The sequence below is a fragment of the Mesorhizobium sp. M0140 genome (assembly GCF_040322475.1).
Lineage (GTDB): Bacteria > Pseudomonadota > Alphaproteobacteria > Rhizobiales > Rhizobiaceae > Mesorhizobium.
Genome location: NZ_JAMYTM010000024.1, coordinates 1 through 24,678 on the forward strand (window position 1 = coordinate 1; position 24,678 = coordinate 24,678).

The 24,678-nt window shown below is 63.0% G+C and carries 16 protein-coding genes; 4 read left to right on the forward strand and 12 right to left on the reverse strand.

Features of this window, described 5'->3' with window-relative positions; genetic code table 11:
* Window positions 1-150: 150 nt before the first annotated feature.
* The gene (locus NKJ37_RS22350) at window positions 151-1,200 is read right to left on the reverse strand and encodes a threonine aldolase family protein (RefSeq protein WP_352775017.1); all 1,050 of its coding nucleotides are present in this window, start codon (window positions 1,198-1,200) and stop codon (window positions 151-153) included.
* A gap of 494 nt (window positions 1,201-1,694) precedes the next feature.
* On the opposite strand from NKJ37_RS22350, the gene gltB reads away from it, so the two are divergent.
* Complete coding sequence (gene gltB, locus NKJ37_RS22355; protein WP_352775020.1) at window positions 1,695-6,431, forward strand: glutamate synthase large subunit; 4,737 nt, start codon at window positions 1,695-1,697, stop codon at window positions 6,429-6,431.
* A gap of 140 nt (window positions 6,432-6,571) precedes the next feature.
* Entirely contained in the window at window positions 6,572-8,026 is a 1,455-nt protein-coding gene (locus NKJ37_RS22360) for a glutamate synthase subunit beta (protein WP_128303125.1), read from the forward strand.
* A gap of 161 nt (window positions 8,027-8,187) precedes the next feature.
* Here NKJ37_RS22360 and NKJ37_RS22365 read toward each other — a convergent pair whose 3' ends face one another.
* Both NKJ37_RS22365 and NKJ37_RS22370 read right to left on the reverse strand, forming a co-directional pair.
* Entirely contained in the window at window positions 8,188-9,402 is a 1,215-nt protein-coding gene (locus NKJ37_RS22365; protein ID WP_352775023.1) for an SGNH/GDSL hydrolase family protein, read from the reverse strand.
* A gap of 128 nt (window positions 9,403-9,530) precedes the next feature.
* Window positions 9,531-10,751 carry a lytic murein transglycosylase gene (locus NKJ37_RS22370; RefSeq protein WP_352751630.1) on the reverse strand — a complete coding sequence of 407 codons (1,221 nt, stop codon included), beginning with the start codon at window positions 10,749-10,751 and terminating at the stop codon, window positions 9,531-9,533.
* Between the two features lie 209 nt (window positions 10,752-10,960).
* Here NKJ37_RS22370 and galU point away from each other — a divergent pair, with 209 nt between their 5' ends.
* Window positions 10,961-11,866 (forward strand): UTP--glucose-1-phosphate uridylyltransferase GalU, encoded by a 906-nt coding sequence (galU, locus tag NKJ37_RS22375; protein ID WP_352610320.1) that lies wholly within the window; start codon window positions 10,961-10,963, stop codon window positions 11,864-11,866.
* A gap of 40 nt (window positions 11,867-11,906) precedes the next feature.
* Here the strand turns inward: galU and NKJ37_RS22380 are convergent, their stop codons facing one another.
* Window positions 11,907-13,697, reverse strand: a complete 1,791-nt coding sequence (locus NKJ37_RS22380; RefSeq protein WP_352775026.1) for an outer membrane beta-barrel protein — start codon at window positions 13,695-13,697, stop codon at window positions 11,907-11,909.
* Between the two features lie 250 nt (window positions 13,698-13,947).
* Here NKJ37_RS22380 and NKJ37_RS22385 point away from each other — a divergent pair, with 250 nt between their 5' ends.
* Entirely contained in the window at window positions 13,948-14,949 is a 1,002-nt protein-coding gene (locus NKJ37_RS22385) for a KpsF/GutQ family sugar-phosphate isomerase (protein WP_352775029.1), read from the forward strand.
* Between the two features lie 63 nt (window positions 14,950-15,012).
* On the opposite strand, the gene NKJ37_RS22390 is transcribed toward NKJ37_RS22385, so the two are convergent.
* The 8 genes from NKJ37_RS22390 to NKJ37_RS22425 form a co-directional block, all read right to left on the reverse strand.
* Complete coding sequence (locus NKJ37_RS22390) at window positions 15,013-15,477, reverse strand: NfeD family protein (protein ID WP_023810067.1); 465 nt, start codon at window positions 15,475-15,477, stop codon at window positions 15,013-15,015.
* 11 nt (window positions 15,478-15,488) lie between these two features.
* Window positions 15,489-16,439 carry an SPFH domain-containing protein gene (locus tag NKJ37_RS22395; protein WP_128303119.1) on the reverse strand — a complete coding sequence of 317 codons (951 nt, stop codon included), beginning with the start codon at window positions 16,437-16,439 and terminating at the stop codon, window positions 15,489-15,491.
* A 121-nt stretch (window positions 16,440-16,560) separates the two neighbouring features.
* Complete coding sequence (locus tag NKJ37_RS22400; RefSeq protein ID WP_128303118.1) at window positions 16,561-17,772, reverse strand: NAD(P)/FAD-dependent oxidoreductase; 1,212 nt, start codon at window positions 17,770-17,772, stop codon at window positions 16,561-16,563.
* A gap of 52 nt (window positions 17,773-17,824) precedes the next feature.
* Window positions 17,825-18,889 carry a ferrochelatase gene (gene hemH / locus NKJ37_RS22405; protein ID WP_023810064.1) on the reverse strand — a complete coding sequence of 355 codons (1,065 nt, stop codon included), beginning with the start codon at window positions 18,887-18,889 and terminating at the stop codon, window positions 17,825-17,827.
* A gap of 236 nt (window positions 18,890-19,125) precedes the next feature.
* Window positions 19,126-21,111: a 5'-nucleotidase C-terminal domain-containing protein gene (locus NKJ37_RS22410; protein WP_352775033.1), complete on the reverse strand. Its 1,986-nt coding sequence runs from the start codon at window positions 21,109-21,111 to the stop codon at window positions 19,126-19,128.
* 187 nt (window positions 21,112-21,298) lie between these two features.
* On the reverse strand, window positions 21,299-21,676 hold the full coding sequence (gene omp10, locus NKJ37_RS22415) for an outer membrane lipoprotein Omp10 (protein ID WP_127259982.1): 378 nt from the start codon (window positions 21,674-21,676) through the stop codon (window positions 21,299-21,301).
* A gap of 183 nt (window positions 21,677-21,859) precedes the next feature.
* Window positions 21,860-23,305, reverse strand: a complete 1,446-nt coding sequence (locus NKJ37_RS22420) for a homospermidine synthase (RefSeq protein WP_128303116.1) — start codon at window positions 23,303-23,305, stop codon at window positions 21,860-21,862.
* A 219-nt stretch (window positions 23,306-23,524) separates the two neighbouring features.
* Window positions 23,525-24,556: a LacI family DNA-binding transcriptional regulator gene (locus NKJ37_RS22425; RefSeq protein ID WP_164892874.1), complete on the reverse strand. Its 1,032-nt coding sequence runs from the start codon at window positions 24,554-24,556 to the stop codon at window positions 23,525-23,527.
* Window positions 24,557-24,678 lie beyond the last annotated feature (122 nt).

Genomic DNA, 24,678 nt, shown 5'->3' on the forward strand with positions numbered 1-24,678 from the left:
CAGCACCCCCCCCCCACTCTCCCATTGCGGCGGCCTGCCCCCACCCCCACCCCGCCCCCCCCAACCCGCCCCCAAAACTTACACCGCCCCCCCCCCCGCTGTCCGGGCCCCCACCGCCCCCCGCTTTTTTGTTGTCCGGGATATCCGTTATCAGGCGATCAGCTGGCCAAAACGGTCGACTTCATCGGCTGTCGTCGCAAAGCTGGTGACGAAGCGGTAGAGCAACTCGTCCTCGCCGATGTGGCCGTCAAAGCCATGCGGCTTGTGCCAGTCGTAGAAGGCGGCCCCCGCGGCCTGCAGCCCCTCGGCCTCGGCTTTCTTGATCACCGCGAAAACCTCGTTCGCCTGCGGCAGCCATGCCAGCTTGGCCGCGGCCGAATCCTCGATCGCGGCGGCAAGGCGTGCGGCCATAGCGTTGGCGTGGCGGGCGGTGTCCAGCCACAGTCCATCCTTGAAATAGGCCTCGAACTGCGCCGCGACGAAGCGCGATTTCGAAAACAGCTGGGCGGCGCGCTTGCGCAGGAAGGCCAATTCCCTGGCACGATCAAGATCGAACAGCACGACCGCCTCGGCGCACCAGCAGCCGTTCTTGGTGCCGCCGAAGGAGAGGATGTCGACGCCGCGTTTCCAGGTCATTTCGGCCGGTGTCGTGTCGAGTGCGACCAGCGCATTGGCAAAGCGGGCGCCGTCCATGTGCAGGGGCACCGAATATTGTTTGGCGATCGCGGAGATCGTCTCGATCTCATCCAGGCCGTAGATGGTGCCGACCTCGGTCGACTGGGTGATCGAAACGGCCATCGGTCGTCCCCAATGGACGATTTCCGGTGCGAAACGGCCGATGGTCCTTTCCAGATTGTGCGGATCGATCTTGCCCAGCGCGCCATCGATGTCATGCAGGCGAGAGCCGCCGGAAAAATACACCGGCGCGCCGCATTCGTCCTCGATGACATGCGATTCGCGATGAGCAAAGGAAATGCCGCCCGGCTTGTTGTAAGCGGTGAGCGCCAGCGAGTTGGCGGCCGTGCCGGTGGCGACGAAGAACACCGCGACCTCGCGTTCGAAAATCTCACTGAAGCGCTGGTAGACTGCCCGGTCGAGCGCACCGTCGCCATAGGCGGTGGAAAAGCCGCCGGCATTGGCCGACAGGCCGGCGGCAATATTGGGATGGGCGCCTGCCCAATTGTCGGAAGCGAAGAACATGCATCTGCCTATGTCTTGGGAGATCGGGGCTTTGGGGAAATCAGCCTGAAGTTGACCGGTTTCGCGAGCGGACCGCAAGGGGCCAGGCGCCGGAAAAATGGTAAAGCCAGCCAACCGACAAAGCCCGGGTCGAAGACTGAAGCTTACGTTTTTCCTCAACTTCACGACATTTTCTGTCGCGGAAAGCCCAAGTTTTTTGTGAATCGGTCTTGTGTGCGTCCCAGATTTCTGCAATAAAAATTTAGGACAGTAGTGCTGTCTTATTTTGTCGCACAAAACGAGCTGGATTGGCGTATCATTTGGGCCTCTCCGGCTGTTGCCGCGAGCGACAGGTGGACAGCCAGACTCTGGCCTGTACGATTACCAGATGCGATCCATGCGGAAAGCCGCCTGGTTCGGCAAGGATTTCGCAAGACGTGCCACAAGGATCAGGGTGAGCCAAGCGCTTGCCGAGGCAAACCAGCGCCTGAATGGCTGGGAATGGAGGACAGGAGATGACGGACATGACGCACTCTGCGACGAACGGCCAGGCCGCGCAGACGAAAGCGGCAACCGTCAAAACCATGTCCCGGACCGATATTGGCCGAACCGCCAACGGCCTTTCCGCCCAGGGCCTTTACGATCCTCGCAACGAGCATGACGCCTGCGGCGTCGGCTTCATCGTCAATATGAAGGGCGTGAAGTCGCATCAGATCGTCAAGGACGGGCTGGCTGTGCTCGAAAACCTGACGCATCGCGGCGCCGTTGGCGCCGATCCGCTGGTCGGCGATGGCGCCGGCGTGCTGGTGCAGCTTCCCGACCAATTCTTCCGTGAGGAGATGGCGGCCCAGGGCATCGACCTGCCGCCGGCCGGCCAGTACGGCGTTGGACACTGGTTCATGCCGCAGGACGCGGCCCTTCGCGCCCATATCGAGGACATCATTGCCGAATCGGCGCAATCCGAGGGGCTTCCGCTCATCGGTTTCCGTGACGTGCCCGTCGACAATTCGTCGCTGTCGAAGGCGCCTGACATCGTGGCATCCGAGCCGTTCCATCGGCAGATATTCATCGGCCGCACGCCAGACATTACCGATGACGAGGAATACGAGGCCAGGCTCTATCTGCTGCGCAAGGTGATATCGGGCCGCATCTACGCCGAGAACGACAACAAGGACATCGGCGCCTATTGCGTGTCGCTGTCGGCGCGCACCATCGTCTACAAGGGCATGTTCCTGGCCTACCAGGTCGGCGCCTATTACAAGGACCTGATCGATCCGCGCTTCGAGACCGCGCTGATCCTCGTCCACCAGCGCTTCTCGACCAACACCTTCCCGTCTTGGAAGCTGGCGCATCCCTACCGCATGGTCGCCCACAATGGCGAGATCAACACCGTGCGCGGCAACAACAACTGGATGGCTGCGCGCCAGGCGTCGGTCGATTCCGAACTGTTCGGCAACAACATCTCGAAGCTGTGGCCGATTTCCTATGACGGCCAGTCCGACACCGCCTGCTTCGACAATGCGCTCGAGTTCCTGTTCCAGGGCGGGTACAGGCTCAGCCACGCCATGATGATGCTGATCCCGGAAGCCTGGGCCGGCAACAAGCTCATGGATGCCGATCGCAAGGCCTTCTACGAATACCATGCGGCACTGATGGAGCCGTGGGACGGGCCGGCGGCGGTGGTTTTCACCGATGGACGCCAGATCGGCGCCACGCTCGACCGCAATGGCCTGCGCCCGGCACGCTACATCGTCACCGACGACGACCGCGTCATCATGGCCTCGGAAGCCGGCGTGCTGCCGGTGCCCGAGGAGAAGATCGTCAAGAAGTGGCGGCTGCAGCCAGGCCGGATGCTGCTGATCGACCTGGAGAAGGGGCGTATCGTCTCCGACGAGGAGCTCAAGTCGGAGATCGCGACCAAGCATCCCTACAAGACCTGGCTCGCCAACACACAGCTCATCCTCGAAGATTTGAAGCCGGTCGAGCCGCGCGCGCTGCGCAAGGATGTCAGCCTGCTCGATCGCCAGCAGGCGTTCGGCTACAGCCAGGAAGACACCAAGCTTTTGATGTCGCCGATGGCGACAACAGGCCAGGAGGCGGTGGGCTCGATGGGCACCGACACGCCGATCTCGGCGATGTCGGACAAGTCGAAGCTGCTCTACACCTATTTCAAGCAGAATTTCGCCCAGGTCACCAATCCGCCGATCGACCCGATCCGCGAGGAGCTGGTGATGAGCCTGGTGTCCTTCATCGGGCCACGGCCCAACATCTTCGACCTGGTCGGCAATTCGCGCCGCAAGCGGCTTGAGGTGCGCCAGCCGATCCTGACCAATGGCGATCTCGAAAAAATCCGTTCCATCGGCCACACCGAGGACCGCTTCGACACCAAGACGATCGACATCACCTATGGCTCGGCCGAAGGGGCCGCGGGCATGCAGGGCGCCATCGACCGGTTGTGCGAGCGGGCGGAGGCGGCGGTCGCCGGCGGCTACAACATCATCATCCTGTCCGACCGCCAGGTCGGGCCGGACCGCATCGCCATACCGGCGCTGCTGGCTACGGCTGCGGTCCATCATCACCTCATCCGCAAGGGGCTGCGCACCTCGGTCGGGCTCGTCGTCGAATCCGGCGAGCCGCGCGAAGTGCATCATTTCTGCTGCCTTGCCGGCTATGGCGCCGAGGCGATCAACCCTTACCTTGCCTTCGACACGCTGCTCGACATGCACAAGCGCGGGGAACTGCCGAAGGAGGTGGACGCCTACGAAGTCGTCACGCGCTACATCAAGTCGATCGGCAAGGGCATCCTCAAGGTGATGTCCAAGATGGGCATCTCGACCTATCAGTCCTATTGCGGCGCGCAGATTTTCGACGCCATCGGCCTGAAGACCGATTTCGTGCAGCAATATTTCACCGGCACCGCGACGCTGATCGAAGGCGTCGGGCTGGACGAGATCGCGGCCGAGACGCTAAGCCGCCACAATGACGGTTTCGGCAACGACCCCGTGCTGCGCAACAGCCTCGAGGTCGGCGGCGAGTACATGTACCGCATGCGCGGCGAGGCCCATATCTGGTCGCCCGACGCTGTCGCCACCTTGCAGCACGCCGTGCGCCAGGGATCGTGGGAAACGTTCAAGGACTATTCCGCCCAGATCGACAGCGAGACGGCCCGCGCCCAGACCATTCGCGGCCTGTTCAAGATCAAGCTGGCCGGAGAAACCGGCCGCAAGAAAGCGGCGCTCGACGACGTCATGTCAGCGGCCGACATCGTCAAGCGGTTCTCGACCGGGGCGATGTCGTTCGGTTCGATCTCGCGCGAAGCGCACACGACGCTGGCGCGCGCGATGAACCAGATCGGCGGCAAGTCGAACACCGGCGAGGGCGGCGAAGAGGCCGACCGCTATCTGCCGCTGCCCGGCGGCGGCAAGAACCCCGAACGCTCGGCGATCAAGCAGATCGCCTCGGGGCGTTTCGGCGTCACGGCCGAATACCTCGTCAATTCCGACATGATGCAGATCAAGGTGGCGCAGGGCGCCAAGCCCGGCGAGGGCGGCCAGTTGCCCGGCCACAAGGTCGACGCGACCATCGCCAAGGTCCGGCATTCGACGCCGGGCGTCGGCCTGATCTCGCCGCCGCCGCATCACGACATTTATTCGATCGAGGATCTGGCACAGCTGATCTACGATCTGAAGAACGTCAATCCGGCGGCCGACGTGTCGGTCAAGCTGGTGTCGGAAGTCGGCGTCGGCACGGTTGCGGCGGGCGTTGCCAAGGCACGCGCCGACCACATCACCATTTCGGGCTATGACGGCGGCACGGGCGCCTCGCCGCTGACCTCGCTCAAGCATGCCGGCAGCCCTTGGGAAATGGGCCTTGCCGAGACGCACCAGACGCTGGTGCTGAACGGCTTGCGGTCGCGCGTCGCGCTGCAGGTCGACGGCGGCTTGCGCACCGGGCGCGACGTGATCATCGGCGCGCTGCTCGGCGCCGATGAATTCGGCTTCTCGACCGCGCCGTTGATCGCGGCCGGCTGCATCATGATGCGCAAGTGCCATCTCAACACCTGCCCGGTCGGCGTCGCGACGCAGGATCCGGTGCTGCGCAAGCGCTTCAAGGGCACGCCCGAGCATGTCATCAACTTCTTCTTCTATGTCGCGGAAGAGGTGAGGGAGCTGCTCGCCGAGATGGGCTACACCCATCTCGACCAGATCATCGGCGACACCGATCTTCTGGAGAAGCGCGACCTGATCGTGCACTGGAAGGCACGCGGGCTCGATTTCTCGAAGATGTTCTTCAAGCCGGATGCGCCGCATGAGGCGGTGCACTGGACCGAGCGGCAGAAGCACCCGATCGACGACGTGCTCGACCGCAAGCTGATCGAGTTGGCCAAGCCGGCGCTTGAGAGCAAGCTGCCGGTCAAGATCGAGGTCGACATCCGCAATGTCGACCGCTCGACGGGCGCCATGCTGTCGGGTGAAGTGGCCAAGCGCTTCAAGCACAAGGGCCTGCGCGAGGACACGATCCAGGTGAAGCTGACCGGCACTGCCGGCCAGTCCTTCGGCGCCTTCCTGGCGCGCGGCATCTCGTTCGAGCTTGTCGGCGCCGGCAACGACTATGTCGGCAAGGGCCTGTCGGGCGGCCGCATCGTCATCCGGCCGCCGGAAGGGGCCAAGATCGTCGCGGCTGAGTCCATCATCGTCGGCAATACGGTGCTCTATGGCGCAACCGAGGGCGAGGCCTACTTCGCCGGCGTCGCAGGCGAGCGTTTCGCCGTGCGCAATTCGGGCGTCGCCGCCGTCGTCGAAGGCGTTGGCGACCATGGCTGCGAGTACATGACCGGCGGCATCGTCGTCGTCATAGGCAAGACCGGCCGCAACTTCGCCGCCGGCATGTCGGGCGGCGTCGCCTATGTGCTCGATGAGGCAGGCGACTTCGCCGAGCGCTGCAACATGGCGATGGTCGAGCTGGAGCCGGTTCCCGAAGAAGACGATTTGATGGAGAGGCTGCTGCACCATGGCGGCGACCTCGACCACAAGGGCCGCGTCGACGTGTCCGGCGACATGACCAGCCATGACGAGGAGCGGCTTTACCAGCTGATTTCCAACCATGTGCATTACACCGGGTCGGTGCGTGGCCGCGAGATCCTCGACGACTGGACGACTTTCCGGCCGAAGTTCCGCAAGATCATGCCGGTCGAATATCGCCGTGCCCTGATCGAGATGGAACGCATGCGCATGGGCGTCGCGGCGGAATAGGCTTGCAATTGCCGGGGAGCCCAGGCTTCCCGGCCCATCTTCATCGACAGTTTGACCTCCGGCGCAAGGTTGCCATGGCTGCCTCAAGGGGTTAACGGGTGCGGCGAAAACCGTACCATCTGGACAGCAGGAACTGGACTATGGGCAAGGTAACAGGCTTTCTCGAAATCGACCGGCAGGTGCACAAGTACCAGCCGGCCTCCGATCGCATCCGGCATTTCCGCGAATTCACGCTGCCGATGTCGGACAAGGAGGTCGAGAAACAGGCCGCGCGCTGCATGGATTGTGGCATTCCGTTCTGCCACGGGCCGACCGGCTGCCCGATCCACAACCAGATTCCGGACTGGAACGATCTCGTCTACAATGGCGATTGGGACAACGCGATCCGCAACCTGCATTCGACCAACAATTTCCCGGAGTTCACCGGCCGCATCTGCCCCGCGCCCTGCGAGGAAGCCTGCACGCTGAACCTGGAGGACATTCCCGTCGCCATCAAGACGGTCGAGCAGGCGATCGCCGACAAGGCCTATGAAACCGGCCATATCAGGCCCTATCCACCGGAGAAGAAAACCGGCAAGCGCGTCGCCGTCATCGGCTCCGGCCCTGCCGGCATGGCGGCCGCCCAGCAGCTTGGCCGCGCCGGACACGATGTCCATGTCTACGAGCGCGAAAGCCGGCCCGGCGGGCTGATGCGCTACGGCATTCCCGACTTCAAGATCGAGAAGCACTATATCGACCGGCGCATCGAGCAGATGCAGGGTGAGGGCGTGACATTCCATTGCGGCGTCAATGTCGGCGTCGACAAGCCGGTTGCCGAGCTGCTCGCCGAACATGATGCCGTGCTCTATTGCGGCGGCTCGGAAACGCCGCGCGCGGCCGGCATTCCCGGCGACGATCTCGGCGGCGTGCATGACGCGATGCCCTATCTGGTGCAGCAGAACAGGCGAGTCGGCGGCGAACCGATCCAGTCGGTGGCGTGGCCGTCGCATCCGATCATCGCCGGCGGCCAGCATGTGGTCGTCGTCGGCGGCGGCGATACAGCGTCCGACTGTGTCGGCACGGCCTTCCGCCAGGGCGCCGTGCGTGTCACCCAACTCGACATCCGCCCGCAGCCGCCGGAGAAGGAAGACAAACTTTCGGTCTGGCCCTACTGGGCGACCAAGATGCGCACCTCGTCCTCGCAGGCCGAAGGCGCGGAGCGCGAATTCCAGGTGGCGACGCTCGAATTCATCGGCGAGGAAGGCCAACTGACCGGCGTCAAGTGCTGCGAGGTCGATGACAAGCGCAAGCCGATCGCCGGTACCGAATTCGTCATTCGTGCCGATCTCGCTTTCATCGCCATCGGCTTTGCCGGGCCGGCCGCGGCCGGTGTGGCGAGAGAATTGGACGGGCAGATGAAGATCGCCACCGACAGCCGCCGTTCCAGGAATGTCGAGGCCAATGACCGCGACTACAGGACCAGCGTGGACAGGCTCTATGCGGCCGGCGACGTGCGTCGTGGCCAGTCGCTGGTCGTCTGGGCGATCCGCGAGGGCCGCCAGGCGGCACGCTCGATCGACGAGGCGTTGGTGGGGTCGAGCGTCCTCCCGCGCTGAGCCCGTTTGGAAACTCTACTCCTGCGGCCATCTGAAGGCGTTTTCTGCGCTTCCGGTGCTCGCGTACTCAAATGTACGCTCCGCTCCGGTTCTCGAAAACACCATCATATGACTCGCAGGAGCGAGTTTCGAAACGGCCTCGGAGCCGGTGCGAAGCGATACTAACGATTGATCGCGGTCGTGGTGTCGGTTGCGGCTGCAGCCTTCGGCGGCCAGGAGAAATCGTCGGCGCGGCCGGGCGATGCAATCGGTGCCTTGCCCTCGACCACAAGCTTTTCACCGGGCAGGTCCGGACTTGCCTTCGCCGGCGGGGCCGCGCCAAGCAGCTCGGAGCCGCCATCGAGTGCCGGATCGCTGAGCAGCATCGGCGCGGTGCGGTCGATGACGATGGGTGCCGCGGCCGGCGCCGGCGCCTCGACAGGGGCGCCCGCCGGAGCGGACGGCGTAACCACGCTTCCCGGCGCGGTCAGGCCGAGGATCTTCAGCAGCGGTTTTTCGGTATAGAAGGCGAGCTTGCGCTTGCCCGCCCTCGAGACGTTGATGCCGTCATCGGCGCGCAGCCGCACCGGCTGGCCGTTGATGTCGGGGCCGCTGGTGACGAAAGCACCGTTCTCATCGACGAAGCCGTCCCAGACGTCGACGAATTCACCGCCATGGCTTTCAGCGGCCTGATGGTAGATGTCGTTGAAGGCCAGCATGTCGGAGGTCATCTTCGGCACCCGGAACGCCGGCATGCCGACCCATAGGAAAGGTACCTTTGCCTCCGCGATAGCTTTGCCGAACGCCTCGGTCCGGCGCTCATATTCCTTGGTCCAGGTTTCAGAGCGGGGCTGTTCGCGCACGTCACCCACCTTCATCTGCTGGCGGTCGTTGGAACCCAGCATGACGATCACGGCGGCGGGTTTTTCGGTCTCGATCAGCGATTTGATCTGTTCGGGCCAGTTGTAGAAGTCGTCGCGTACGAAGCCGGACGAGCCATTGCTGCGAACGACGATCCTGACGCCGGTATTCTCGGCAAAGGCGGTGTCGAGGCCTTCGGCGAGGCCGGCCGCCATGAAGTCGCCGACTACCAGGACGGTGCGGGCGTCCGGTGCCTTGTCGACCACCGGGATTTCCGGTTCCGCGGGCGGGCGAGGGGCGCGGGGTTTTTTTGCCTTGGGCCCGGGCCTTGCTTTCTGGATGTCCTGCGGCGGCTCGATGCGCTCGCTGCGGCGCGGGAACAGAAGGTCGCGCAGCGACCAGCCGCGGTTTTGCTGCTCCTGCGCCATGGCGGGCGCATGAAAGGCGCCAGCCACACCGACGGTGAGCACGATCGCGGCCAGGATGAGCACCGGCATGCGACGAACAAGCCCTGCGATGCGCGCAGCCGAAGCCAATCGTTTCCTCCATCCCTTGGCGCGGTCCTTTTTTTGAAAAGTCGTACTTTTCAAACGGACTTTGCGCCAACCAGATTGCTACAGCGTCCTTTGCGCGGCCGAAAGGCCGCGCGGCACCGCAGGCGGCTCTATTTCTGCCGGAGCCACTTCAGCACTTCCATGCTCGGGTAACCGTCCTGGGTCAAGCCGGCCTTGGCCTGGAAAGCCAAGATGGCTGATTTCGAGCCGTCGCCGATCTTGCCGTCGAACTTGCCGTCATAAAGGCCATGTTGGGAAAGCCGCTGCTGCAGCTCCTGCCTTTCCTCGAAAGTGAGCTTGGTGAAAGGCCGCTTCCAGTCCTGCACGAGACCGCTGGAGCCGGCGATTTCGTCGGCAAGAAGGCCGACGGCCAGCGCATATTTGTCGGCGTTATTGTAGGCTTTGATGACCGTGAAATTCTTGATCATCAGGAAGGCCGGCCCGTTGCGGCCGTCCGGCACCTTCAGCGTCGCCTTGTCGGAGCCGTTCTTGAACGGCTTGCCGTTGGCCCTGACCACGCCGAGCGCCTGCCACTGCGACAGCGTCTTGGAACCGCCGGGAAGTTTGCCAGCCGGCAGGGCGACCTCATAGCCCCAGGTCTTGCCGGCCTGCCAGCCATTCTTCTTCAACAGATTGGCGGAGGTCGCCAGCGCATCGGGAATCGAATTCCAGATGTCGCGTTTGCCGTTGCCGTCCATGTCGACGGCATAGTGGAGATAGCTGGTCGGGATGAACTGGGTATGGCCCATGGCGCCGGCCCAGGATCCGCTCAGATGGCTTTCGTCGATATCGCCGGTCTGCAGGATCTTCAGCGCGGCGATCAGCTGGGTGCGGGCGAATTTCGCCCGCTTCGGATCGGCATAGGCTAAGGTCGCCAGCGAGCGCACGACATTGCGCATGACGTCGTCGCGCTTGAGGATCTCGCCATAGTTCGATTCCATAGACCAGATGGCCAGCAGGATGTATCGGTCGACGCCGAACCTGGCCTCGATCCGGTCCAGCCACGGCTTCCATTTCCTGGCCATCTGCTGGCCGACGGCGACCGACTGGTCATGGACGCGGTTGTCGAAATAGTCCCAGGCAGGGGCCGTGAATTCAGGCTGCGTACGCGCCTTTTCCAGCACCACCGGATCTATATCCCTGATGTTCCTGAAGGCCTGGTCGTAGAGGGCGCCGGAAACGCCGCTCTGCACGGCGGTGGCGCGGAAGCCGGCGACCCACTGCCGGAAACCGGCATCGGCGAAAGCGGGGCCAGGCATCAGCAGAGCGAGCGATAGGCTGGCTGCCGCTATGACGCTGGTAAAACGTTTTGCGGCATTGCGAACGGACACCTTTTCCTCCTTCTCTGTCTCAGGAAAGACCATTCATCGCCGAACCAGGTTAGGAATTAGTTTACCATAGGCGCCACCGGGAACGAAAAGACGCTTCGAAGCTTTACCGGTGGACATTCCTCTCAGTTGCCCAGTAGTCCCCAATTCCGGCGTGAAAATGTCTTGGAACGGGGATTGCGGAGCTGGCCCTCAAACGGATAATTGAAAGCATGAAGAGAGTTCGCAAGGCAGTCTTCCCGGTCGCTGGTCTCGGCACACGGTTTCTCCCGGCCACCAAGGCTGTCCCCAAGGAAATGCTGACCGTCGTCGACCGGCCGGTGATCCAGTATGTGGTGGATGAAGCGCGCGAGGCCGGCATCGAGCATTTCATCTTCGTCACCGGCCGCAACAAGGCCGTCATCGAGGACCATTTCGACATCCAGTTCGAACTCTATGACACGCTGGCCCAGCGCGGCAAAGACGACCAGCTCGCCCGCCTGCAACGGCTGCAGCCGGCGCCGGGGCAGACCAGTTTCACACGCCAGCAGGTACCGATGGGACTTGGTCACGCCGTCTGGTGCGCCCGCGAGCTCGTCGGCGACGAGCCCTTCGCGCTTTTGCTGCCCGACATGATCATGCAGTCGGAGAAGAGCTGCACGAAGGCAATGGTCGAGCTCTACGAGGAGACCGGCAACAACATCATCGCGGTGCAGGAATGCGCTCCCGCCGAAACCCACAAATACGGCATCGTCGGCCGCGGCGAGGACACGCATCACGGTTTCCGCATCACCGAGATGGTGGAAAAGCCGAAGGCCGGCACCGCGCCGTCCAATCTTTACATCAACGGCCGCTACATCCTGCAGCCGGAGATATTCAAGATCCTCGAAGGCCAGGAAAAAGGCGCCGGCAACGAGATCCAGCTCACCGACGCCATGCTGAAGCTGGAAAAGCAGCAGCCTTTCTACGGCTACCACTATCGAGGCCGCACGTTCGACTGCGGATCGCCGGAAGGCTTCGTCGAGGCCAACGTCGCCTTCGCGCTGTGGCGCAGCGACATGAACGAGAACATGGCCGGCGTCATCCGCACGCTTCTCGACGAGCTGAAGCCGTCTGAGCGCCGCGGCGCTGCGTTTTAAGGTATTCTAGCGAGCGGCCGGATGTCGTTGGTGCGGCCGTTCAGCGCTGCACCTTGACGCCGAGGAAGATGCTGTTGGCGGTGTAGTCCCGGCCCGGCAGATTGCTGGTCAGCTTCTCGGTCCTCACTCTTGTGGTCAGGCCGGCGTAGCGGTTCAGCCACCAGGTCAGTCCGGCCTCGGCGCTCAATACCCTGTCATGGCCGTCGATGCCGATGTAATCACGCCAGTCGAGGCCCAGAGCCGCGTTGGCGGTGAGGTTGGCGCGAATCTGGCGTTCGCCTGTCAGGCGACCGGAATAGAGGATGTCGCCGCTTTCGCCCGATGTGGTCGTGGGCTCGACGGTAGTCCGCCCGGTCAGGCCGATCGTTGTGCCGCGCTCGGGTGACCATTTGAGGTCGGCGTTGACGGTGGCACCGGAGATCGCATCAAGATTTTTGTCGTCGATCGCTTCCCTGAGCCAGCCGGCCGAGAATTCGCCCGACAGCTTCTCACCCATATCGAGTGCAAGGCCAGCGCGGGCGCCGAGCCGCGTCGACGAGCGCTCGAAGCCTTCATTATCGATGCGTTGATCATAGGTCCGGCGGCCGACCTCGATTTCGGTGAAAGGGGTCAGGGCAGGGGAGATCTCGTAGCCGGTGCGCAACGTCGCCGTGTAGAGCGTGGAGTCCTGATCCTTCTGCGACAGCGAGGTGCCGTCCGAGAGCTTGGCGTCGCCGTAGAAGTCGTGCGAGACCGCGCCGGTCAACGTGTACTGCATCTTGCCGAGATGCTTTTCGACGGCGAGGCTGCCATCGATGGTCTGCCGCAGCGGCTGCTTGCTGACGCCCGCGATGGCGTCCGGCGATGATGCCGATTCCGGCACGGCCTCGTAGCCGAGCTTGGCGATGGCGCGCAACTCATTGTCGAGGTCGACATTGAGCTGGCCTTCGATGCGCCCTTGCTCGTCGTGAACCGGGTAACCCGAGACGGTCTCGCGAAAAAGGCCATAGCCGTCGATCGTGGCTGAGTTCTCGCCCCAGTCGGAGGCGGCGGAAAAGCGCAGCGCCGTCTCGGACAGCAGCGCCGACGTGCCGGCACTGCTCGAATCGCCGTTCGATGTGGCGGTCAGGCCCTGTTCGATCGTCGGCCGGATGACGAAGGAACCCCATTTGACGCCGGTGGCGGCGAATGGATCATCCTCCGGTTTCTTCTTCTGGCCTTCGATGGCGTCCGTGCGCTCCGCTCCTGGGTCAAGCTTCTGCCTGTCGGCACTGTCGATGGTGAGGGCGCGGCGGTTGGCCGTGTCCGCATCGGTCTCTGCACCATCGGCAGCGTCCGTCGTGGAGGCCGTCGTGGAAGCGGTGATGTCGGAGGCGCCGGCCGTCGATTTCTTCTTCTTTTTCGATTTGTCGGCAGCCTTGTCCTTGGCCTGGTCAGCCGCATTCTGCCTGGCGGTCGATGAGCGGCGGCGAGGCTTGGGCGGCGCCGCAGTGTCGGCGGACGTGTCGTCAGTGGCTGCCGGCGGGTCGAAGAGGCTGCCGGTCGCGGTGGCGTCGCCAGTGTCGGCGTCGTCAGGCACGGCACCGGCGCTGGCCGGCAGATAGGTGCGGGCCGGCGCATTGTCCTGCGCTGCATTGGCCGGCTGTTGACCCTGCGCTGCCAGGGCCAGCTGTCTCGCCTTGCGCTGCTGGTCGGACAGGATCGCCGATTCCGAAACCTCTCCGCGCAGTTCGGTTTCCTGGGCATGGAGCGCAGTCGGGCGCAGCAAGGCAAACATGCTGGTTGCCAGCAGCAAGGCGCAGACCGCCTTGCCCTTTCGTCCTGTCGAATTTTCTGGCTGGGCCCCGGACATCGCCACCACTGCTTGCGCGGCGCACGCGCGCCATACTTACCGAACCGTAAATGGGGATGGTTAACGGAGGGTTGAGGCGGCGGCCCGTCAGCCGCCTGAAGCGCTGATTTCCAAAGGCATTCATACCGCGTGCGTCAAGCTTTTGGTTTTCGCCCCTGCCGTCGTCAAAAACCACCGCACACGTTCGGGCAACACGCCTTGGGCCATTTCTGTTGGACAGCGCGCCGGCAAAGCGCTAATCGCATCAGCCATGCATGCGGGATCCATGGATAAGAAACCTTCGGACAGGCAAGCCTCGATCGCTTCGGCGCTGAGGACGGTGGCGACAGAACAGGCTGGTGTAGCAGCCCTTGCCGAGGCGCTGGAGAATGGGCTGGCCGGGCCTTTCGCCCAGGCCGTCGAGATGATCTCGGGGATTGAAGGCCGGCTCATCGTCACCGGTGTCGGCAAAAGCGGCCATATCGGTTCGAAGATCGCGGCGACGCTGGCCTCCACCGGCACGCCGGCTTTCTTTGTCCATCCCGCAGAAGCCAACCACGGCGATCTCGGCATGATCGCCAGGGACGACGCCATCATCGCCATGTCGTGGTCGGGCGAGAGCAAGGAACTGATGGGCATCGTTGCCTATTCCAGGCGCTTTTCCATTCCGCTGATCGCCATCACCGCCGGAGAGACATCGGCGCTGGCGCGGGCGGCGGACGTGGTGCTGCTTTTGCCGCGCGCTCCGGAAGCCTGCCCGCACGGCCTGGCGCCAACGACATCGACGCTGCTGCAACTGGTGATGGGCGACGCGCTGGCGATCGCGCTGCTCGAAGCACGCGGCTTCACGCCGGATCATTTCCGCACCTTTCACCCGGGCGGCCAGCTCGGCGCCAACCTGACGCAGATCCGCGAGATCATGCATGTCGGCGACAGGCTGCCGCTGGTGGTTGCGGGCACCGGCATGCATGACGCGATCCTGGAATTGTCGCGCAAGGGATTTGGCTGCGTCGCGATCAGCGACGCAGACGGTGCGCTGGTCGGCATCATCACCGATGGCGACATCCGCCGTCACATCGGCAGCAATCTGCTGGCGATGACGGTGGATCAGGTGATGACAAAAGGCCCGAAGACCGCGACGCCGGACACGCTGGTGGCAACGGCGCTGCAAACGATCAACAATTCAGCCATCACCAGCCTGATGGTGGTGGAGGGCCGGAAACCAGTCGGCCTCATCCACCTGCATGACCTGCTGCGTATCGGCGCCGCCTAAGAGCGCTGATATTTGGTGATGCCGGCCTGACCCGGATCTCGACACACTCTTAACGCCGCTCGTTCAGACCGCCTCGACGGTCAGTTCCAGATCCGTATCGGCCGCGCCCGTCACGCGCACTTGCGTGCCGGCCGGCAAATCCGGGCCGGAGACACGCCACAGCGTATCGCCCAGCTTGATGCGGCCGCGTCCGTCCCGGATCGGCTCGGCAAGTGTCGCCATCCTGCCGACCATTTGCGCGCCGCGCCGGTTGAGCAGCGGCTGGTCGGTCGGGTCGTTGCGGCTGCCGACCAGCTTTTTGCCGACATAGGCCGAGACCAGCGACAGCGCCAGGAAGGCGAGGACCTGAACCTGCCAGGTCCAGAAGCCGGCGTCCCAGATCAGCAGCGACACGGCGCCGATGATCAGCGCGGCGATGCCGATCCACAGCATGAAGATACCCGGTGCGATGATTTCCATCACCAGCAGGACGAAACCGAGTACCATCCAGTTCCACGGGCCGAGTTCGGAAACGATGCGGTCGATCATTGGTTTCGACCTCAGTTGTCGGTTGGGCGAACGACCGGCGGGCGCGCGGCCTGCCTCTGCGAGCCGGTCGTGCCTTCGCTGCGGAAGACTTCCTTGGCGATCTCGCCAATACCGCCGAGCGAACCGATCAGCGACGATGCCTCGAAGGGCATCAGCACGATCTTGCTGTTGGTGGCCGTGCCGATCCTGCCAAGCGCTTCAGTGTATTTCAGCGCTACGAAATAGTTCAGCGCCTGCACATCGCCTTTGGAGATCGCTTCCGACACCACCTGGGTGGCGCGGGCTTCCGCCTCGGCCGAACGTTCGCGCGCCTCGGCATCGCGGAAGGCGGCTTCCTTGCGGCCCTCGGCCTCGAGGATCTGCGACTGCTTGAGACCTTCGGCGGCAAGGATCTGCGCGCGCTTGTTGCGTTCCGCCGTCATTTGCCGGCCCATCGATTCGATAAGGTTGGCCGGCGGGTTGATGTCCTTGATTTCGACGCGGGTGATCTTGATGCCCCACGGATGGGCCGCTTCATCGACGACGCGCAGCAGGCGCTCGTTGATGGCGTCGCGGTTCGACAGGAGTTCATCGAGGTCCATCGAACCCATGACGGTACGGATGTTGGTCATCGTCAGGTTGAGGATAGCGTTCTGCAGGCCGGCAACCTGGTAGGCGGCCTGCGCTGCGTTGAGGATCTGGAAAAAGGCAATGCCGTCGACACCGACGATGGCGTTGTCCCGGGTGATGATTTCCTGGCTCGGGACGTCGAGCACCTGCTCCATCATGTTCATCTTGGCGCCGATGCGGTCGATGAACGGGTAAATGAAATTGAGACCCGGGCTCAGTGTCTTGGTGTAACGGCCAAAACGCTCCACCGTATAGTTGTAGCCTTGCGGGATTGTCCTGATGCCTTTGATCAGCAGCACCAATACCAGAAGTGCAAGTGCACCAACCGCAATATCGAAACCACTGAAATCCATTTGGCTCTCCCTCAGACGAAGGCCGCTCAAGCCATTCTCGCGCAGCCGACTTCACCAAAGACTTAAGTGTATTTCAGATGCGTTACAATCAGGTGATGATGGATTGTTTATAGGGTTGCACTCAGCGGTTGAAGGCAAACAACCTTGCATCCGTGTCATCCAGCCCGTTGATCGAAGCCGGGACAATCTCGGAAGCGATCTGCGAGAAGGTGATGCCGTTGCCGCCGTAGCCCAGCACCGCATGGATGCGCGGGTGGCGGGGAATGGCGCCGATATAAGGCAGGCCGGTGGTCGTGGTGCCGAACGAGCCGGTCCAGGCAAAATCGGGTCTGGTGTCGAGATGCGGAAATATCAGGCCGAGCTTCTCGGCGATGCGTGTGCTCTTGTCGGCGATCAGCTCGTCGCGCCGCGCTTCGTCGATAAAATCCTCGTCCTCGCCGCCGCATATGACCCGGCCGTCGACCGTCGTGCGCATATACAGATACGGCTCCGACGCTTCCCAGATGAACGCTGCGTCCGGCCAGAGCTTTCGCGGTTGCGGGCGTGTCGCAATCGCCCATGTCGAGATGATCCGGTGGGCCGCGGCCGGCACGATGTCTACAAGTTCGTAGCCGGTGGCCAGAACAACATGTCGTGCGGTTATGGTCGGGCCATCCCTGGTCGCGACGACAACAGCTTCGGCGCTGTCCTCGATCATTGTGGCTTCGACGGGGGCATAGAAGCGTGCCTTGCGCTCCAGGGATTTCAGCAGCAGCCCAGCCGTCAGCTTGCGCGGGTCGAGCGCGATGTTGCCGTGGCCGAGAATGGCGCCTTCGCGGTCGATGCCGAATTTCTCGGCTAGCTGTTGTCGGGTTAAGCAGATGGCGCCGATGCCGGCTAGCCGACGTGCCTCGGCCTCGTCGCGCAGTTCCGACGGACCAAGCATCGTGCCGGCCAGATAGAGTGATGGCATGCGGCTCAGGCCACAGTTGATGCCGAGTTCGGCAATCCGTCCGGCGAGATTGGAAACGGCGAGCCGCGAGCGTCGCCAGGCCTGCTGGGCCGAGGCTCTGCCAACCATCTTCGCGAGCGTGGAGAGAGGCTGGTCTATTTCGAATGCCACCAGTGCGGTGGTTGCGGCCGTCGAGCCCTTCAGCGGGCCGCGCCGGTCGATGCAGATCACCCGATGGCCATCGGCCGTCAGCGCCTCGGCCATCATGGCGCCGCTGATGCCCATGCCGACGATCAGCACATCCGTCTTGACATCTCGGGTCAGACTGTCCGTCGGCACCGCAGGCGCCCGATAGGCGGACCAGACGGGCCGGCCACTACTGAGGTCGAGTTTGCGGGACATCGAATTCTCCGGAGGGCGCGCCTTAACGCCTCGGAGCAGGCGTTGTTCCGGTTCAGACCCAGCCGGACAGTTCGCGCCGCACCATCGCCTCGATCACCGCCATCCCTTCCGCGCTATCGTTGAGGCAAGGGATATGGGCGAAATTCTTGCCGCCGGCATGGTGGAAGGTTTCGGCCGCCTCGCGGCCGATCTCGTCCAGCGTCTCGATGCAGTCGACGGAAAAGCCGGGATTGACGATGGCGATCGACTTGACGCCGTCCTGCGCGAGTTTCTCGACCGTCTTGTCGGTATAGGGCTGCAGCCATTCCTGCGCCCCGAAGCGCGACTGGAAGGTGATGATCAGTTTCTTGTCATCCCAGCCAAGCCGTTCGCGCAGCAGCCGCGTCGTCTTCTGGCAATGGCAATGATAGGGGTCGCCCTTCTCGAAATAGGGTTTTGGAATGCCGTGATAGGAGGTGATGACCACCTCCGGCTCGAAGTCCAGCGTCGCCAGATGCCGTTCAATCGAGCGCGCCAGCGCTTCGATGTAGACCGGTTCGTCATAGTAGGGCGGCACGCTGCGGACGGCCGGTGCGCGGCGCATTTTCATCAGCGCGCGAAACAGCTGGTCGTTGGCTGTTGCCGTGGTCGTCGCTGAATATTGCGGATAGAGCGGGAAGGAAAGAATGCGGTCGCAGCCCTGGTCGACCAGACGCTGGGCAATGCTGGCGGTTGAAGGGTTGCCGTAGCGCATCGCCCAGTCGACGACGACATCAGGCAGGTCGCTCAGCGCTTCGGCCAGCTTTTCGGCCTGGGCGCGGGTATAGGTGCGCAGCGGCGACTCGTTCTTTTCCCGGTTCCAGATCCGTGCGTAGTTGGCGCCCGACTTCTTGGGCCGCGTGGTGAGCACAAGGCCATAGAGGATCGGATACCAGATTGCCCTGTTGAGCTCGATGACGCGCGGGTCGGACAGGAATTCACGGAGATACCGCCACATCGGCTTGAAATCGGTGCCGTCGGGCGTACCCAGATTGACCAGCATGACGCCTATCCTGCCCGCCTTGACCGGCGGATGCCCAGCGGGCAACGGGCCGAGCGCCTTTGCGGCCTTGGGTTCGGCAGGGGTGGGAAGCGTCATAAGGGTTCTCCGGAAGACGCGAACCTAACCATCTTGCGCGCGCATTCAATGCAGCGTCTGGCCGCACCTTAAAGCGGATTGTCTGAATGGATTCAGACGACCCGCTTTAAGTCTTTGTTTTTATGCATGTCGTTCTCCCAAAACCGAGTTCACTTTTGGGCGATATGCATTAGCCCGAAAACAGGACGCCCGTCCGGTTTTCGGACGGACGGTGTCATTCAGGCATATAAGCGAGGCTATTTCGGCGGGATGGTCAGCGTTGCGCCGACAGGAAGCCGGCGCGGCTCATAGCCCTTGTTGGCACCCGAAATAACCTTCCATTTGGCGCCGTCGCCATAGGCCTTCTTGGCCAGATCCCAATAGGTGTCGCCGGCAACGATGACATGGTTGGCTTCGGCCGGCGCCGCCTCCGCTGGCTTTGCCGGCTCGGCCGGTGCCGGCGCGGCTGGTGGCGCTGGCGGGGGAGGTGCTCCTTCCGTCGATATGGCCGGTGGTGTGTTGGCGATATCGCCCGAGTTGGCCGGCAACTCAGGCATTGCAGGTGCCGCTTCAGCAGGCTTGGCGGCTTCAGCCGGATCGGTTGCCGGGGCCGCAGGCGCCGCGGCGACGGTCGCGGCCATTTCGGTGATGCGGCCGTCGAGCTTTGGCGTGTAGGGTCGGTGGGCACCGAGATAGTCGGCAACCACCTGTTCGAGGCCGGGGCCGTAATCGTAGGCATTCTTGGCCTTGTCGGCGAAGATCTTGTAGCCGTCGCCGCCCTGGCGGACATAGTTGTTGGTTGCGACCAGATAGTCCTTGTCCGGCTTGATCGGCGTCCAGGCGCCGCCTTCCATGACTTCCACCGACTTGACGCGGCCGGCATTGGGCGCGACGGATTTATCGAAGGAATATTTCAGGCCGGCGACCTGGGGGAAGCGCCCGGCGCCGTCCTCGACCTGGCTGAGGCCGCCCTCGAGGCCGGCCACCAGATCCTTGCCCGAAATCTGGAAGGTCGCCAGCGTGTTCTGGAACGGCAGCACGGCCAGCACCTCGCCCATGGTGACGGTGCCCTTGTCGATCGAGGCGCGCAGGCCGCCGCCATTGGAGATGACGATTTCGACGCCCTGTCCCTTGACGCGGTCGAGGACGGCGTCGGAAACGAGGTTGCCCATCGCGCATTCTCGGGTGCGGCAGCTCTCACGACTGCCGTCGATGACGTCGGTGGTTTCCGCCACTTCCTTGTTCTTCAGCGCCTCGATCGGGGCCCCAAGCTCCTTGATGCGGGCGAGCACGGCCGGGTCGGGGGTGATCGACTTGTCGAGATAGATCGGGTCGCCGCTGGCCGATTTGACGACGCCATTGTCGTCGAACACCACCTTGAACTCGCCGAGATATTTCGAGTAGGACGCCGCCTGCACCACCGGCACCTTGTAGCCGTCCGGATTGTCGACCATCGTCGGGTAGGGGCCTTCGGCCTTCGGATCGGTGTTCGACAGCAGGGAATGGCTGTGGCCGCCGACGACGACATCGATGCCCGGGATCTTGGCAATGACGTCGCGTTCGCGCCTGTAGCCGATATGGGTCACGGCGATGATCTTGTTGACGCCTTCGCCCTTGAGCTTCTCGACCTCGGCGGTGATCGACCTGACGTCGTCCTCTATAGTGACGTTGGGTCCGGGGGAAGCGAGGTCCGGCGTGTCGTTGGTGATCGCGCCGATGATGCCGATCTTCTGGCCGCCGACCTCGACGACCACAGACGGCTTGATGCGGTCGCCGAGCTTGGATTGCGCGTTGGCCTTCACATTGGCGCCGAGCACCGGGAACTTGATCATGTCGAGGAACGGCGCCAGGGCCACTTCGCCGTCGTCGAATTCATGGTTGCCGAGGGCCATGGCATCGAACTTCATGCCGTTGAGGAATTCGCCTTCGACCTTGCCCTTGTAGGTCGTGTAGAACAGCGATCCCTGGAAATTGTCGCCGGCGCTGAGCAGCAGCACGTTCTGGCCTTCCAGCTTCTTGCGCTCCTGGGCGATCGCGGTGATCAGCCGGCCCGCGCCACCGATGCACTCGCCCTTGGTCTCCTCGTCCGCCGAGCAGGTCGATTCATATTTGTTGTTGCCTTCGATGCGGCTGTGCCAGTCGTTGATATGCAGGATGTTCAGCGTGTAGTCGGCAAAGGACGCGCCGGCCGACAGGCCGAGTACTGAGGCTGACAGGGCTGCAATGGCGGCAAGCTTCTTCATCTTCGTCTCCCGGAAAGCTGATCAGAGGCCATTAGCGCCGTTGCTTGACTGGAACATAACAGCCGGCACTTCGGCCATGTTCCCATCGCGTTCCGGATGACGCAAGCGGAATCCGGGACCCTTTGCCGGCATAAAAAAGGACGGCGGCCAACCGGCCGCCGTCCTTGGAAAACGAATGGTCGTGGGTTCAGACGCGCCTTGTCAGCACGAAATTCTGACCGCTGGAGCTGGTGCAGTTGAGCTGGCTTGTCGACACCATCAGGCAGTTGAAGCTGACCGCGGTCTGGCGGATCAGCGAGGTGCCGTTGATCTGCACCGACGTGGCGCCGGTCATCGTGTAGCTGCCGTCGGCAAGCTTCTGGCCGGTGTCGGTGGCCACGGTCGTGAAGGTACCGCCGGCAAAGGTCGACAGGCCGGTGCCCTTGGCGTCGATCCACGAGCCCTCGACGCCTTTCGGCGCCGCTGCCATCGGCGGTTCATCGGGGCCGCTGGTCGCACAGGCGGCGAGCATCGTCGCAATGGCACCCGCCACGCTCATCGAAAGAATTTTGCGCGCAATGATCATGTGAAAATCCTCTCCTCTCGCATCGGCCCGAAAATCGGAATCGATTTTCGACAGGCACGAGGCGTGCATCCAAGTTTCCAGAGCGACGTGCGTCCAGATGAACACGTATCGCTGTGGTCCGCATCCCTTCAATCGCCCGATTTCCGGGCGATTGCAAGGCAGTGAGGCAGGTAGGCGGTGCTGCTATCGCACAAGGATGTTGCGGAACTGCCACGGGTCGTTCCGGTCGAGGTCTTCCGGGAACAGGCCGGGACGGTTATCGAGCGGCGTCCAGTCGGTGTAGTAGCCCTTGACCGGTCCGAGATACTGGGACTGCACTTCCAGGCACCGCCTGTAGTCCATCTCGTCGGCTTCGACGATGCCGGCCTCGGGGTTTTCCAGCGCCCAGACCATGCCCGAGAGCACCGCCGAGGTGACCTGCATGCCGGTGGCGTTCTGATAGGGCGCCAGCTTGCGGGCCTCGGCGAGCGACAGCTGCGAGCCGTACCAGTAGGCATTCTTGTCGTGGCCGTAGAGCAGCACGCCGAGTTCGTCGACGCCGTCGATCAACTCGTTCTCGTCGAGCACATGATGCACCGGCTGAGGCTTGCCGGCGGCGCCGAACATCTCGTCAAGCGACAGCATCGCGTCGTTGCAGGGATGGTAGGCATAGTGGCAGGTCGGGCGGTAATGCACCTTGCCCTTCTTGGAACGCACGGTGAAGAAATCGGCGATCGAGATCGCCTCATTGTGCGTCACCAGCAGGCCGTATTGCGCGCCGGGCGTCGGGCACCACGAGCGCACGCGCGTGTTGGCGCCCGGCTGCTCCAGATAGATAGCTGCCTTCGAGCCGTGCTTGTGCTTCTTGGCGTTCTTCGGCATCCATGTCTCATGTGTGCCCCAGCCAAGTTCCGCGGGCTGCAGGCCCTCGGAGATGAAGCCTTCGACCGACCAGGTGTTCCAGAACACATTCATCGGCTTCGGCTTCTTGGTGCGCTGGGTGTCGCGTTCGGCGATGTGGATGCCCTTGACGCCGGCCTTCTTCATCAGCTTGGCCCAGCCCTCGCGGTCGTCCTGCGCGGGCTCCGAGAATTCCAGGCCAAGATCGGTGGCGAGATTGACCAACGCCTGCTTGACGAACCACGAGACCATGCCTGGATTGGCGCCGCAGGTGGAGACCGCCGTGGCGCCGCCGGGCTTGTCGTGCTTTTCCTTGAGCAGCGACTCGCGCAGCGTGTAATTGGTGCGGCTGGCGTTGTCCGCCTTGGCGTCGAAATAGAAGCCGAGCCACGGCTCGACGACGGTGTCGATGTAGAGCACACCGAGCTTGCGGCAGAGCCGCATCAGATCCACCGAGCCGGTATCGACCGACAGGTTGATGCAAAAGCCCTGGCCGCCGCCATTGGTCAGAAGCGGGGTCAAGAGCTTTTTGTAGTTCTTCTCGGTCACCGCTTCCTGGACGAAGGCGATGCCGCGCTCGTCGAGCAGCTTGCGGTCGGTGTCGCGCGGGTCGATGACCGTCATGCGCGACTTGTCGAACTTGAAATGGCGTTCGATCAGCGGCAGCGTTCCCCGGCCGATCGAGCCGAAGCCGATCATCACGACGGGGCCGCTGATCTCACCGTAAACGGGCCAGTTTTCATTCGCCATTTTATCGAGCACTCCTTCAAAACCCAGGAAACTGGGAAAACACGCGCAAAACCGGGAATTTCTGCCCGGCGGCCATGCGCTACATCATAGATCATTGTCACAAACCAGCGAAAAGCGCCAACCAGCGGCTACGCTGCGTTGGCTACGTGGTTAAGGCCGAAACCGTGGATGAGTGGCTCTATCCGAGCCTGAGCTTGCCCATTCGCCAAGCGCACCGGTTTAACGGATTTTTGCCCTCGGCGCGGCTGTGGACGCCCGAACCACCAGTTCCACGGGCAGAACGACTTGGCGGGGCGGTTGATTGTCAAGAACCATGCGGGCGGCGAGCCTGCCTTTTCCGATCACGTCTTGCGCGACAGTCGTCAACGGAGGCGTGGTGCGTGCGGATTCGGCAGTGCCATCGAAGCCGATAACCGACACATGGCGCGGCACCTCTATGCCACGACGAACCGCCTCGTCGAGTATTGTGATCGCTTGCCAATCCGACATGGTCAGGATTGCGGTTGCTTCGGGCACATTGTCGAATACCACCGCCCCAGCAGATGGATCGCCCGGCGTCGTCTCGATGATCGGAACATCGTCGATCGACAAGTTCGCCTCCGCCAAACCCTGTTTGAAACCGTCGAGCCTTTCGTCGTCGAGTGAGAAGCCGGCTAGAAGCGGGCGCTCTGCCTGTCCGGGCATGTGCACGATCGGAGGGCCTGGAGTCCTCCGTATGGAAAGGATGGCAAAATGCCGGTGCCCTAACCCGGTCAGATGCCGGACGGCGGCGACCGCGCCACTTCTGCCGTCGATCTTTATCGAATTGATGTCGGGACCTGCGTCATTTTCGAGAATGACGAAGGGCAGGCGCCGTCGTTGTGCCGATGTTATGAGACCGATGTCCCCGCTGTGACCAAGGATGAAGCCGTCAACGAGGGCCTCGCGGATGCTGGCGAAGCGGGTATTGTCGGTGCCGTTTACAAGGCTGAGCGTCGTTCCGGCCTCGTCGCAGGCGAGCGAAACGCCCAGCACCAACTCGCGGCCATAGGGGCTTCTCATCACCTCGGCGATGGCGTAGGCGCCAGGTGGCATGAACCCGATGGCATTGAACTTGCCATCCCGCAGCAATCGTCCTTTCGGGTCGGGGCCGCCAAATCCGAGCGCTCTCGCGGCCGCTTCAACACGTTGGCGCAATTCAGGCCTGACCAGTTCCGGCCGGTTGAAGACGTTGGAAACAGTGCCCCGGGAGACACCGGCAGCCTTGCCCACATCGGCTAGCGTTGGCATTGTGATTCACCCATTTCCCTTCAGTTAGACCATTTTTTTGGAGCGCTCCAAGAATTTCGTTGACTCGAAAGTGAAAAAGGCGGATCGTATCACTTGGAGCGCTC